Source organism: Nonomuraea sp. NPDC049129 (assembly GCF_040648495.1).
Lineage (GTDB): Bacteria > Actinomycetota > Actinomycetes > Streptosporangiales > Streptosporangiaceae > Nonomuraea.
Genome location: NZ_JBEZDU010000014.1, coordinates 282,148 through 295,244, shown reverse-complemented (window position 1 = coordinate 295,244; position 13,097 = coordinate 282,148). Strand labels below are relative to the sequence as shown.

12 protein-coding genes are annotated in these 13,097 nt (G+C 66.3%); 5 read left to right on the top strand and 7 right to left on the bottom strand.

What is annotated here, in order from left to right:
• Nucleotides 1–880: 880 nt before the first annotated feature.
• The 4 genes from AB0B64_RS37335 to AB0B64_RS37320 all read left to right on the top strand — a co-directional run bounded on the left by AB0B64_RS37335 (nt 881) and on the right by AB0B64_RS37320 (nt 4,261).
• Complete coding sequence (locus tag AB0B64_RS37335; RefSeq protein WP_357953893.1) at nt 881–1,240, top strand: hypothetical protein; 360 nt, start codon at nt 881–883, stop codon at nt 1,238–1,240.
• Between the two features lie 15 nt (nt 1,241–1,255).
• Nucleotides 1,256–1,978 (top strand): vWA domain-containing protein, encoded by a 723-nt coding sequence (locus AB0B64_RS37330; protein WP_357953891.1) that lies wholly within the window; start codon nt 1,256–1,258, stop codon nt 1,976–1,978.
• A 202-nt stretch (nt 1,979–2,180) separates the two neighbouring features.
• Nucleotides 2,181–3,104 carry a protein phosphatase 2C domain-containing protein gene (locus AB0B64_RS37325; RefSeq protein WP_357953889.1) on the top strand — a complete coding sequence of 308 codons (924 nt, stop codon included), beginning with the start codon at nt 2,181–2,183 and terminating at the stop codon, nt 3,102–3,104.
• A complete protein-coding gene (locus AB0B64_RS37320) occupies nt 3,104–4,261 on the top strand; it encodes a hypothetical protein (RefSeq protein WP_358183494.1) in 1,158 nt (385 codons plus the stop codon). Before AB0B64_RS37325 ends, AB0B64_RS37320 begins: the two co-directional genes overlap by 1 nt.
• On the opposite strand, the gene AB0B64_RS37315 is transcribed toward AB0B64_RS37320, so the two are convergent.
• Genes AB0B64_RS37315 through AB0B64_RS37300 form a run of 4 tightly spaced genes read right to left on the bottom strand, consistent with a single transcriptional unit; the run spans nt 4,236 to nt 6,813 of the window.
• Nucleotides 4,236–4,787: a hypothetical protein gene (locus tag AB0B64_RS37315; protein ID WP_357953885.1), complete on the bottom strand. Its 552-nt coding sequence runs from the start codon at nt 4,785–4,787 to the stop codon at nt 4,236–4,238. The genes AB0B64_RS37320 and AB0B64_RS37315 overlap by 26 nt on opposite strands.
• Before the next feature lie 19 nt (nt 4,788–4,806).
• Entirely contained in the window at nt 4,807–5,169 is a 363-nt protein-coding gene (locus AB0B64_RS37310) for a hypothetical protein (protein WP_357953883.1), read from the bottom strand.
• Nucleotides 5,166–6,122 (bottom strand): PP2C family serine/threonine-protein phosphatase, encoded by a 957-nt coding sequence (locus tag AB0B64_RS37305; RefSeq protein WP_357953882.1) that lies wholly within the window; start codon nt 6,120–6,122, stop codon nt 5,166–5,168. Before AB0B64_RS37305 ends, AB0B64_RS37310 begins: the two co-directional genes overlap by 4 nt.
• A complete protein-coding gene (locus AB0B64_RS37300) occupies nt 6,112–6,813 on the bottom strand; it encodes a VWA domain-containing protein (RefSeq protein WP_357953881.1) in 702 nt (233 codons plus the stop codon). The genes AB0B64_RS37305 and AB0B64_RS37300 overlap by 11 nt, the downstream gene beginning before the upstream one ends.
• 180 nt (nt 6,814–6,993) lie before the next feature.
• Here AB0B64_RS37300 and AB0B64_RS37295 point away from each other — a divergent pair, with 180 nt between their 5' ends.
• Entirely contained in the window at nt 6,994–8,310 is a 1,317-nt protein-coding gene (locus tag AB0B64_RS37295) for a protein kinase (protein ID WP_357953879.1), read from the top strand.
• A 180-nt stretch (nt 8,311–8,490) separates the two neighbouring features.
• On the opposite strand, the gene AB0B64_RS37290 is transcribed toward AB0B64_RS37295, so the two are convergent.
• The 3 genes from AB0B64_RS37290 to AB0B64_RS37280 are packed head-to-tail and all read right to left on the bottom strand — an operon-like array spanning nt 8,491 to nt 13,084.
• Entirely contained in the window at nt 8,491–8,931 is a 441-nt protein-coding gene (locus tag AB0B64_RS37290) for a hypothetical protein (protein ID WP_358183491.1), read from the bottom strand.
• 41 nt (nt 8,932–8,972) lie between these two features.
• Entirely contained in the window at nt 8,973–10,154 is a 1,182-nt protein-coding gene (locus AB0B64_RS37285) for a hypothetical protein (protein ID WP_358183488.1), read from the bottom strand.
• Nucleotides 10,151–13,084 carry an ATP-binding protein gene (locus tag AB0B64_RS37280; protein WP_357953872.1) on the bottom strand — a complete coding sequence of 978 codons (2,934 nt, stop codon included), beginning with the start codon at nt 13,082–13,084 and terminating at the stop codon, nt 10,151–10,153. The genes AB0B64_RS37285 and AB0B64_RS37280 overlap by 4 nt, the downstream gene beginning before the upstream one ends.
• Nucleotides 13,085–13,097: the final 13 nt, after the last annotated feature.

Below are 13,097 nucleotides of genomic sequence, written 5' to 3'. Positions count from 1 at the left end.
CCGTCTACCAGGGGTTTCTTACGTCGTCAGGCGAACACCAAGCTCGCGATCATGCTGTGACCAGCACCCCTGCCGCCTGGGGATGAAAAAGGTTCAAGGTCGCGGCACGGCACGGCACCTTTGCGCGTGCACGCCGATCCCTGACTCATTCGCCGCTCATTCGCCGCTCACTCGCCCGCTTGACCCCATCAACATGGCCAAGTGTGAGAGCGAGCGTCACCAGATCCTCCGATGGATCAACAACGAGTACGAACACATCGCAGCGAAGATCTCATTCGAATAGCGGAGCGCCAGCTCAGTGCCTGATTCAGGTCGCGTGCCCCGCCAGCATTTCTGTGTTTCGGCATCAAGATCCCGGCGCGCTTCATGAAGCAGTTGGCCCGACGACAACAAAATGGGTCGTGAGGCATGCGGACCGAAATCCGCCGAATCCCTTTTCCGTGATCCCTGTGCATAGATTTTCGCCCGCACAGGGTGTTATTTGCTGTGCATTGTTAGTTACAATTGTTGCGGGGTGGCGTGCGGCGTCGAGTTGCCGCACGAATCTGCGGGAGGGACACCGAGTGGCGCCGAATGAGTTGTGCGCGGCTGAATGCACCGCACCGGAAAACGGGAGAAAAGTTCGACTGCCGTGGGCTGCGGCGTACGCAGGGAGCGCTGGCACACGCAGGAAAGGCCGATGAACTCGCGGAACCCGGCGATCCGCTCCTACACACCTTTCATCTGGTTCAGTCTGGCCGCTGTCCTGGCATTCGTGTCCTTCTCCTGCGCTCCCAACTTGGAGGCGTCGCGGGCGTCTGGGCCGAGGGTGGTCGTCACGATCACTTCTTCCCCCACGCCGGCTGTCCCGGCGTCCCCGCCTCCGGCGGACCCGGCCATCGTGGAATGGCCGTTCTTTCAGCCTGCCGGCAACAAGGAGAAGGAGCGGTTCGACGCCCTCAACGCCATGTCGTGCGAGCGTATTCGCAAGATCGGGGAAGGGCGTCCGGGCAACCTGCACGCCTTATACGCCGGCCTGGCTGACGCCTGCGAGTCAGCGCTGATGGCCAAGGCCGACAAGTGGCAGGGCGCGGAGCAGAACCTGGCGAAGTACGAGAGCGTCGACCCCGGGCCGGAGTTGACCTGCGCCGACGATCAAGTCCTGCGAATTCTTGAGAAGCTGGTGAACGCCCACCGCCAGGTCCCGGATCAGCCCGTCAAAGTGATGAGGCTCTCCGCGTCTGAATCGCTGGACTGCTAATTAAACCAAGGAGCGATGGTGCTGGACGGGGATGGAAGACAACGGGCGTTTCCGTTCTACGTGGTTTGCGATGTTTCGCAGAGTATGTGGCATCCGGAACACAACGTGGGCGCTCGTCAGGTACCGCTCGAACTACTCGCGGAGGCGGTGCCACAACTCATCGGCAAAATACAGCGCAAGCCTTCAGTCGCCGACGCTGCTTTCATGAGCGTCATCGGCTTTCACAGTTCGGTGGAGGAGGTGCTCCCGTTGACGCAGTTCAACGACATCACCGACCTGCAGCCTTTCAACCGAGGAGCGCAGACGAATTACGCGGCCGCCTTCCAGTTCCTTTACGAACGGCTGCGTGAGGATTGTGGCCGGCTCAGCAGGTCGCACTGGCTCAAGCGGCCCGCGATCTTCTTTCTCACCGACGGCATCCCGTTCTATGGCTCGGAGGCACAACCGGAGCGCGTGTGGCGGGTGGCGCGGGATCGCCTCGTCGACCTCGACGTCCTGCCGCAGATCGTCGCCTTCGGGTTCGGCCAGGCGCGCAGGAACGTGCTGTGCAAGGTGGCCACCATGCAGGGGGACCGCCCGCTGGCCTTCATCGCCAAGGACGGCATCGACGTGGCGGAGGTGCTGGGCGCGCTCATGAAGACCCTGTTCATCAGCATCAACGCCTCGGTCGTGACGGGCGAGCTGTCCGTTCGTATGCCGGACGGCATGAACTGGGCGTGTCCTGCGGTGGCCAAGTGAAGGCGGGAGGCGGAGGTCGGTGTCGATAGTACAGCTCCTGCTCGCTGTCCTAAGCGGTGCATGCGCGGTGATGGGCGCGTACACACTGCTGGAGCTCCAAAGGCGGGCCCTGCGGTCGCCGGTACCGCAGTACGGTGGTGCCGCGTCACAGCATCCGGGAGAGCCACAGCCCCCGGGTTCACGCGCGCCGGGGCAGGGCCGCATGGTGCCGGTCCGGGAGGCCGCTCCTCCCGGACGCCCGCGGTCAGATGCCGCGGCGCCACGCTACGCGGGTAACAAGCCGAGCCCGGTCGCGGTCCTGCTGCCGATCCCGCCGCTTCTGGGGCATCCAAGCGTCCAGGCCGAGAGCGGTGGGGTCGGCGGGGTCACCGTACGCGCCGCGAGTTGCCGCGGGCGTGAGCACATGGCCGAGGGGGAGTCGCGGCAGGACGCCTTCGTGGTCGGCTGCTCGGCGGACGGCAAATGGCTGATCGCGGCCGTCGCCGACGGGGTCGGCACCACGTTCCACGCCGAATGTGCGGCGCAGACCGCGGTGAGCACGGTGGTCATGGAGGCAGCTCGCCTGCTGAAGGGCAACCACATCGGCCCGCGTGAGGATGATTGGGGCACGATCTTCGGCGCGGTGGCGTACGCGATCGAGGAGCGGCGCGCGGAGCTGTCGGCATACGCCGGGGACCGCCGCCCGTGCAGCACCACACTCGTAGCCCTGGTCGCACCCGTGTATCCGGCTTCCGGCGATCACGTCTACTGCGCCGGCGTCGGGGACTCTCTCGCCTTTCGGCTCGGGGGCCGTACGCGGGGGTGGGAGGCGCTGCTGGTGCCGGACGCGTCGGCCTCCGACGGGATCAGTGACAACGTGACGTGGGCCTTGCCCTCCAACCCGGATCGCCTACGCACCGCCGTCGTCGGGTGGGAGCGCGACGACGTGCTGTGCCTGGGGACCGATGGCTTCACCCATGCGCTGGGCCGTGGCAGCCCGCTGCGTGAGGAACTGGCGGCAGAATGGCGGACTCCGCCCGACATCATGACGTTCATCCGTGACGTGGACTACCGCCGGGCCACGTTCAACGACGATCGCACGGTGGTGGCGCTGTGGCCGTCCTTCCACGATGGCCGGGTGCCGTGATGGGGGGTGGCTCGGCGTACCTCCCGGAGCAGGTATCACCGTCGGAGCTGGTGCTGCAACCGGGCCTGTCCGGTGTGGGCGGCCAGGCCACTCGCCTGGTTCGGTGCCTGGGTCCCGATGCTGAGGAGTACCTCTACAAGGAGTACACCGAGGAGGCGTGCGAATGGCTGCGCCCTCAACCCATAAAGGACCTGGTCTCCTGGCGACGGAGGCTCACGGCCGAGGAGCGGGCGGAGCTGGACCGCCGGTGCGCCTGGCCCATGGCGACCGTGGTGGACGGAGGGAGGATACGCGGCATTCTGGTCGTGCCCGCGCCGGCGGACATGTACGAGGACGACATGGGCGACCCCGAACCTCGCCATCTCGACGTACTCGCCCGCAGACCCGACATCGCCTTCCGGATCAGCGCTCCCTACTACGAGAGCCCGGTGAAGCTCGCGGTCCTGGCCGTCTTCTTCGACACGATGCTCTGGCTGCACGGGCACGGCTACGTGATCGGGGACCTTCACCCACACAATGCCCTGTTCTCCGTCGATGGTCCGGATGGGGAGCCGCGGGTGCTGCTGCTCGACTGCGACTCCTGTGTCCCGATGTCCGGCACGTCGGCATTCCAGCCGCAAGATCCGGAGATATGGAAGATGCCGGGGCTCCAGTCCTTCGGCCCGCGCAGCGACCTGTACAAGTTCGGGTGGATGGTCGTGCGCTGTCTCCAGGAGAACCTCGAAAGCGTCTCCCTCCAACGACACATGCTGCTCGCCGTCATGCGCGGCTCGACGTACGAGCTGCTGAACAGTATCTGCGCCGGCCAGGAAGTGCCGGGCGCCGAGCAGACATTGCGCGGCAAGGCGGCGTTGTGGCGCTCGCTGATCTCCCCGCAAGTTCTCTACGTGCAGACCGACGACCACACGCGCGCGTTCTGGCTCCCTCGCGCCGTGACACCCGACTCGCCGACCCGGGTCATGGGGCGGCCGACTCCGACCTGGCCGGCAGCCCCTGTGCCGCCTCCCGCCCCTTCCCCCGCCCCGCAGCCACGATCGGCGCAATACCCTCACAGCGGGTGGCAGCGGCCTGTGCAGCGGAAGTCGTTCTCTGTCCTGCCCGTGGTCGCGCTGGTGGCCCTGGTGCTGGTGGTCATCCTGGTGATCCTGGCGGCGTAGTGAGGCGGCCGAAGCCGCTGGCATGATGGTCGCGCTCCGGTTTATCCGGCTCGCCTGCCCCGAACAAGTAGACCTGCACCTTGGCCGGCCGGATCACCGCTCCCGACTCCGCGCGCAGGCCCGGCAGCAATACGCCGGCGGTGGTGCCGTGCCTCGCGGGATCGGCGGTCGGAATGGTCTGGTCGCTGACGTGCAGACCGGGCGCCAGCGGATCGTCCTCTTCCGGCCGGACGATCTCGACGTGCAGGCTCCGGATCGCGCCCAGCAGCCGTCGTCTCAGCTCGGGGGAGTCGACCGATACGGCGGCGTCCAGCAGATCGCCGGCCAGGTGGGCAATGGAGGTGTCCGTCAGGTCCAGGGCGGCGTCGTCAGTGTCCGGCGGGTCGGCGAAGGCCGAGTTCGTACGCTCGCGTGAGCGCAGCAGGAACCACCAGGCGAGGGAGGCGAGCAGGGTGCCCGCGACCGCGCCGATCAGCACTCCGGTCAGCAACACCTCGACGATCCTCCTTGAGATCCGCCTGGGCACCGCCGCCTGATGAACGCACTCAGACGTCGCCGGCGGCCCGCAACTGCGTGATGGTTCCCTCGATCCGGCCGCTCGCGCCGCACCAGGGGCAGTGGAACTGGTAGGTCACGGTGTCCCAGCAGCCGAGCTTGTCGCACATGCTGCACAGGACGACGCTGCCCGCGCCGCACGCAAGGCAGCCAGGATAATCGTCGGCCATCTCGAAGGACCCCTCCGCCCGTGTCCGATCGTAGCCCTCGCGCTGGGCCATCCCAGGGTTAACGGTGAAGGCCCAGGTCGCCAGCCAGCGCCTTCCGGGGTGTTCCTCCATGCGAATGCCGAAGGCTGAATGGGAATCGCGGGAACAGCGGGTCATCAGGATGAGCACGTTGGGAATGGTCACGCGTCCTCCTCGATGCGGTCGTACTCGGTGTCATCAGCGATCCGAAGCGTGGCGGCCGGGATTCCGGCGGGCCTGCAGAGGATGCCGACCGCGATGTCGTCGCCGCTGCCTCTCTCCGAGATGGTCTGCAGCCACTCGCTCAGGTGGTCGCTCACCGCCTCCAAGCCGTCCGATGCGATGATTTTCATCACGTCGGACGCGAACGACAGAAGGCCGCTGTCGTCGGCGTAGGAGTTCGCCAGGCCGTCCGTCGAAATCAGGACAAGCGGCGGGCGGGTCCCGGCGACGTGCGAGCGCAGTTCGCGGGCCGCGTCGGCCGAGCAGAGCGAGGTGGTGGCATTGCCGAGAAGGCGTGCGTCGGCCTGCAGCGGCTTGCCGGCGCGACCTTGGGCGTCGACCACCACGATGTCGCCGTCGCCGATCTGCCAGAAGGCCATGAAGGTCTCGGTGGCGACAGCGGTCAACAGCGTCGAACCGTACGCCTGGTAGGGATCGTCGACGACACGTGCGCGTGCCGCCGATCCGGACCTCTCCTCCAGCAGGTCGAGCTCCCAATCTTTGAACGGGTTTTCCGTGAGGGACTCCTCGACCCTCTTGCGCCACTGCCGAACCAGTTGCCGACCGGCCTTTTCCTCCAGTAGGCGCTTGGCCGTGGACCAGTTGGCGTCTTTGATCGCGAACGCGATCAGCTCCTTGCACAGTTCCTGCGACACCTCCACCGCCAGCCGTGCTCCCAGCGCGCTGCGGAAGCTGGTGGGACTGCCGTGGCCGTCGGCCACCGAGACCGCCACGGACGATCCCCGCTCCACGGACGATCCCGTCGGAATGTCGGGCGTGGACGCAACCGCGTCCTGATTCTCGCTGCCGGCGCGCACATGCGATGCGCCCCTCTGTTTCTTAGCCAGAACCTGCCAGATCGCGGGACCGGCGTCCCATGGCCCTTCACCAGACATCGTCGCCGGTGTTCTTCGGGTCGGGCTGCGGCGGCGGCGGAACGGGGATGGGTGGCCTGCTCGGCTGCCCGTCCTTGGGCGGCGCGACTGGCATCGACGCGCTCTTCAGCACTGCGGTCGACACCCAACGGATGAACTGGACGAGAGTGCTGGCGTTGTTCGCCTCCAGCGGCTTGATCTCCTGATGCCCGATGAACTTCGAGAGCACCGCCAGATCGGTGTCCTCACCCATGCCGATCGCCAGTCGGACGGCGCGTTTGCCCCACGGCTCGTTCATGAGATCCCTGAGGCCGGTCTCGAAGTCGTCGGTGGGATATCCGTCCGACACCAGCACCAGCACCGGAGGGAGCGCGCGCGGTTCCATCGGGGGCATGCGCAGTTGCTCGGCCACCAGGGAAAGAGCCTTTCCCATGTCCGTGACCCCGTCGGCCGCGATGTCGGACCAGGTGAACTGGTCGACGGGCGTCGGTTGGGCGACATGCCAGCGGGCTCCGCTGGAAAAAGTGACGACGCGAACCAGTACATCGGCGTTGGGATTATCGCCCGCGGTATCTTTCATCGCGGGAAGAGTCTCTTTGATCGCGAAGTTGAGCTGCCCGATCTTTGTGCCCTCCATAGACCACGACGTGTCTAGGATCCAAATGAAGTGGAGAGGGCGATTGGAGATCTTTCCCCCCGGTAAGTCGCTCATATCTACCGCATGGTATGCGGGCCGGCGTTGGCTCGCAAGGTTCCGTTCAGGTAAATTATCTTGACCCGGAATGTGGTAAGTACTTGCCGGAATTCCTGGCGCACGTATCCTTGGGTTGGGGCGGTAGGTTCCGCCGCTCGGGGGATTCACAGCTGGAACGGTGGGCGGGGGTCACGTAATTTGGACGGCTTTCTCGCGCCAGGCGACAAAGTGTGCGAAGAGGGGTCGGGCGAGCAGTACGAGATCGAAAATATGCTGGGCTCCGGGGGACAGGGCGAGGTCTATGGCGCCCGTGTGAACGGGAGGGCAGTGGCGGTCAAGTGGTACTTTCCCGAGTCCGCCACCGATGAGCAGCGCCGCATTCTCGCCGACCTCATCAGGTCCGGTTCACCGGATAAGCGGTTCCTGTGGCCCACCTCCCTGGTCGGCGTGCCGGGAAAGCCCGGTTTCGGCTATGTGATGGGGCTGCGCGACGGCCGCTACGGCAACATCTCCGACCTGTTGTCCAGGAAGATGAGCACCACCTTTCGTGCGCTCGCGACCGCCGGGGTGCACCTGGCGGACGGATTCTATCGTCTGCACGCGTTCGGATTGTGTTATCGAGACATATCACACAATAACGTCTTTCTTGATCCTGATTCGGGTGAAGTGCTCATTTGCGACAATGACAACGTCGGGCCGAGCGACTCGCCCACCGGAATCCGTGGCACCATGCGCTACATGGCGCCGGAGGTGGTGCTCGGACAGGTGGCTCCGTCGGCGCACACGGATCTTTTCTCGCTGGCCGTACTACTGTTCACTGTCCTGATGAACCACCACCCGCTGGAGGGCAGGCGAGAGGCCGATATCCACTGCTTCGACGAGACGGCGATGCGGAAGATCTACGGCAGCGACCCGCTGTTCATCTGGGATCCGGGAGACGGCGATAACCGGCCCGAGCCCGGCTACCAGGACAACGCAATCATCTTCTGGGACATCTATCCCGAATTTCTGAAGATAATTTTCACCGAGGCGTTCACCAAAGGAATTTCGCCCACGGGCGAGCGCGTCACCGAAGGGCGGTGGCGCCGGGCGATGAGCCGGCTGAGAGATGCCATCTTCTACTGCGTCGGATGCGGTGAACAGAATATCTACGACATGGATCGGATCAGAGCCCACAACGGCGACGCCGGTCTCTGCTGGTCGTGTCGCGGGCCGCTGCAAGTACCGCCGCGCATGCGGATCGGAAAGAGCGTCGTGATGCTCAACCACGACGCGCGGCTGTTCCGCCACCATATCGACGACTCAAAGGGGTACGACTTCTCCGCGTCCGTGGCGGAGGTCGTCCAGCATCCCAATCGTCCCACGGTCTGGGGCCTGAAGAATCTCTCCACCGAACACTGGGCCACCTTCCCCAAGGACGGCGCGCCCCGACAGGTCAACCCCGGCCAGAGAGTCACGTTGGCCAGTGGCACCCGCATCCATATTGGCGGCACTGACTGCGAGATCCGCGTCTGAGCCTCTCGTGTTTCGCAGTGTGTGCCCAGCAGAGCAGGAGGTGAAGCCGTGACGTAGCGGTGGATCTTGTTCGTAAGCTCGTCGTCGCCTGCCGGTGAAAGTCCGGTCCGGGTAGCCGCCAGGGGGCCCGGTAGCAGGCTGGCGGCCTTGTCTGGAAACGGGCGGGGTCGAAGCCCAGCGTCAAGAGCCCTGAAAGAGGGGGAGCGACGATGCGGTCCGTAGCATCGACTCACATGGTGGTGAAGGCCGCCGGACGTGATTTTCGGCCTTCGCAAGGCTAGTGCCTTCGGTGAAGGGGGGACTGGGAAGGCGCAGAAGTAGGTCTCGCCATTGTTGGAGGGTGGGCAGCAATGCGCGGGCGTCGCCACCAGCATGAATGACGGCATCCAATGTCCTGGCGAGATCGCGCTTCTGTCCAGGAGCGAGCGGCTCTATCGGTTGGGCGTAAATACTCGGAATGATGTGTGCAATCAAACCTGTAATGTGCGGATCATAGTCATCGAGATCATCCCATTCATAGCTTACTAGAGAAGATGGGTTCATGTTGCTGGCTCGGGCAGCGTCGACGAACCAGTAGAGCTGGCCAAAAGTCAATCTATGTAAGCGTATTGTGATGAACATGCTGCTCCTTCTAATAGCAGTATCCGGATCGATCTTCCTCATTATTTAAGGTCGAGGGCGCCGTATCCGGCCTTACGGGCGTGCATCTGCAGGTCGTCGAGAGTGACGTCGGCATCCGGTTCGAGCTGCCGGCAGACGCGTTCGAGGAACGTCGTCACGTTTGTAACGGTGCGGCGAGTCGCCGTGGCGTAGGCCAGGACCCGGTTGAGGACGGCCTTGGTCCGAGTAGGGGCGTCGTCGCACCACAGTTGAAGGACGTGGCTCCGCGGAGCCACATACGAGCCGAGCATCGTCAGGGAGAAGGTGCCTTTCTCCTTTGCCTCGATCGTGCCGTTCACATAGCGGGAGGGCGGAAGGACGAGCCGGAAGCCGTAGTGGTCGACCCAGGAGAGTGCCTGCGGGGCGATTTTTCGTTCGCGCATCCACTCCGCGAAATGGTCGCGTGGCTGCTCGGAGTCGGCGCTCTCCATCACGTGCGTGGCCGTCGGCCAGGAATTGAGGATCCCCTCCAGGTGGCGGTCACGCAGTTCGGCGACGCCGGAGTAGATGAGTGTCCTGAGCCGCTGGCCGTCGTGTGCCCTGATGGCGTAGCAGGGCAGGAATGCCCGGCCCACCTCCAGAACCTCAAGGTTGAGCAGTTCATCGGGCAAGTCGTACTCGCCTCGGTCGGGACGTCGGGCAACTTCTGCGACGGTGCTGGGGCGGAATCCGCAGGCTTCGGGGAGGAGGCGGAAGGTCCGCTGGGCGTATGCGGCGTCCCGGTCGAGGATTCGGACGCCGTGGGCGTAGTGGGCGGTGCGGAGCGGTCCGCATTGCACGCCGTCGAAATACAGGCGCAGCCGCTCCTGCTTCTCGGTGTAGCGGCGGTCGTCGCGGACCGACCGCAGGCCGCGCTCGGTGAGGGAGAGGGCGTTGGCGCTGCCTTGCAGATGGCCGATGCCGCCCAGGAAGCGCAGGACCCGGTCGACCATGTGCTCGGAGACGCCCAGGAACGCGGCGATGTCCTGGAGGCGGGTGAACCCGCCTTCGGCGATGGCGAGGCCGACGTACCGGTCGAGGAGGTCGAACGGGCCGCGTTCCTCGATGGTCGCGGAGAGCTCCGCGGCGTGCAGGGGGAAGGCGAGTGCGTGGATTCGTAGTGGCCGGGTGCCAGGCAGGTCGGCGGCGTGTTCCAGGGCGCGGGTCTGGGCGTAGAGGATCGTGTCGGTTGACGTGCTGTTCATGGGTTCTCCCCGAGGCGTCGCATGATCTCGCGGTAGCCGCGCAGGTCGCCGGAGGTTCGTACGTGGTCGTGCAGTGCTTGTGCCAGGTCGCGGAATCCGGAGTCGGTGGCGTTGAGGAGGGTGGTGAGGTCACCGACGAGGATCAGCCGCTGCTTGGCCCGGGAGAAGGCCACATTGGAGCGGCGAACTTCGCTGAGGAAGCCGACGTTGCGGTACGGGTTGCTGACCGTGAACCCGAAGAGGATCGTGTCGTGCTGGCCGCCCTGGAAGGAGTCGACGGTCGCCACCCGGCGGGCGACGGCGGTCTCGTCGCCGATGCGCTGGGTGAGCAGCGAGGTGACCAGTCCGATCTGGGCCGCGTAAGGGAGAATGACCGCCCAGTCATCGGACTGCGCGTGATAGTGGGCGGCCATGAGCGCCAGCAGTCTGGCCTCGCGCTCGTTGAGGCGGCTGTCTTTGGGCCAGGGTTCGTTCGCGCGGGGTTTGCGGTCGCGCCGCTCGCGCTCCGGGAGCTCCGCAGTGTCGACGAACGCCACGGGAGCGGTGAACAGGTCGTCGTGGTGGACCCGTCTCACGTCGGTTTCCAGGAGACCGCCGTAGAAGTGGCGGGAGATGAAGCGGGCCAGGCTTTCGGGCATCCGGCGCTGGAAGCGCAGCAGCTCCTTGTTCTCCGGGGGCGTCGCGGGGAACAGCAGCTCGAAGGCGCTGTCGGTAATGAGTCGGGCCAGCCCGGAATCGCCGGGGTGCTCCGCCCCCGCCCAGGCCACCAGCCGCTGATCCGGCAGTGGCGGAAGCTGGACGTGGTCGCCGACGAGGACCGCCCTGCGTGCCCGGACCAGCGGAACGAGCAGATCAGCCGTGCTGATCTGGCCGGCCTCGTCGACGATGGCCACGTCGAAGTCGACGTCGTCGAGATGCTCGCTCGTCGCCGTGCCGATGCAGGTCGCGCCGATCACGTCGGCGTATCGGACTAGCTCGCCGTACAGCTGCTCAGTACGCCGTTCGAGTTGTGCTCGCCAGGAGGTCAGGAGATCGAGCCGGCTGCGCATCAGCCCGAGTGCCGAGCCCGCCGCGAGCAGGAACGCGGCCAGCCTCGCCGGGTCGGCACTGATCTCGGGCGTCTCGCCGTTGAGCAGTCCGCGCAAGGACGTGGCGACCTTCGCGGCCCGCTCGGCGCCGGCTCGTTGCCCGGTCAGGTCGCGTTCGTGAGCCCGGCGGGCGGCCACGAGGCCGGGATGCGCGGCACGGACCTGGTCGAGCTCGGCCGCCAGCCGTGCCTGGTCCTGCGCGATCAGGGCCAGCGTCCGGCGGATGCCCTCGGACTCGGCGGCCGTCGCGGACCGCTTCTCTTGGAGGCGAGTGAGCCGCCGCCGGAAGAACCGGCCGACCAGCGGGAGGTCGGCGGCCTTGTGGGCCCTGCCCAGTTCGCGGTCGAGTCGGTCGAGGGCATGGACATGTTCGGCGAGCAGCTCTTCGTGGCGGCGCCCCTCGTGGTCCAGGGCGGCCGTCCGCCCTCGGAGGTCGGCGGTCACGAAATCTTCACGCTCGGCCAGGGCGGCGGCGCTTCGCCGAACGTCCGCACCGGCCTCCTCCAGACGCCGCAGGTCCTGGGTGAGCTGCCGGTACAAGGCATCCGCCGGACCATCCGAAGCCGCCGCGGCGTAGCGCGCGAGGACGGGCTCTGTCCGCTCGGCGATGCGCCGCTGGAGTTCGACCGCCCGCGCCTCGAGCATCAGGTGTTCGCAGCCCGGGGTGATGCCGTCTTCCCTGCCGATCCGCAGGACCAGCAGGTCTTCCGGCAGGTCCTGGAGCACGTTGTCGACCGCTCGGTTGGTGTAGGACGAGATGAGGACCTTGCGCTGCTCCTCGGCGCAGGCCAGGACGACCTGGCGGATGGTGTGCGTCTTGCCGGTGCCGGGCGGGCCTTGGATGAGGGCGAGGTCGGGAACGGCCAGCGCCTTGTGGAAGGCGCTGAGCTGGCTGGCGTCCAGACGCTCCCGGGGACGGCGCCCAAGGGCGGGGGCGAAGGGCTGGAAGCGGCGGTCGACCAGCGCGGTCAGGAGCTGCGGATTGCGGGCGCGGCCCTCCCGAAGGATCTCGATGGCTGCCCGCTTCTTGTCGTAGGCGATCAGGTTGGGCGATTCGGCGAAGGCGCCGCTCTCGGGGATCCGGCCGAAGTCGACGGGCCGTTCGAACCGCACTGTCGCCACGCCCTCGTCGATCCGCTCGATGCGGCCGCGCAGATCGGGCTCGCCGTCGATGTGCACGCGAGTGCCGGCCGTCAGCCGGTTGGCGTCGATGAGCTGGAAGGCGTGCACCGACCGCGCGGAGCGGCGGGTCGCGGCGACCGGGGTGACGCGGTGGTACGGGACGAGTCGGCTGGCGTCCCCAGCCGAGGCCTCGATCCGCCGTCCCTGATCTACCAGTGTGGCGAGTTGGTCGAGAAAAGCGGTGTGGGAGGCCCGTACTGTGGGCGTGGGCACTTGGCCGGGCGGCGAGGTGAAGCCGGTGGCCCAGGTGGTCTGGATTGCCAGCCAGCCGGAGGAGTGCTGCAGCTGGGAGGGATGGTCGAAGACCCGCCATCGCCCGGCGCGCAGCAGCAGGCCGCCGCGCACGATCTGGTCGTGGTCGCTGAAGTGCATCGGATGGATCCCGCCGATCCAGTAGCCGCGCGAGTCCTGGGTGGGGAAGAGCATGAGCGCGTACCGGCCGTCGACATAGATCTTGAGGAAGTCGTCCCGGCCCTCCCGGCCGCGTTCCAGACGAGCGGGGATCAGATTCTGCGATCCGGCCGCCCACAGGTCGTGGCGGATCCCTTCCAGCCCTGGCAGGAGCGGATGACGCTCGCGCTGCCCGACCAGCTTGCCAGGGAAGTTCTTGGACCAGATCAGACCGACCTCGACGCCGAGATCGGCGACCTTTCTCTCCACGGTCTGCTCCTTC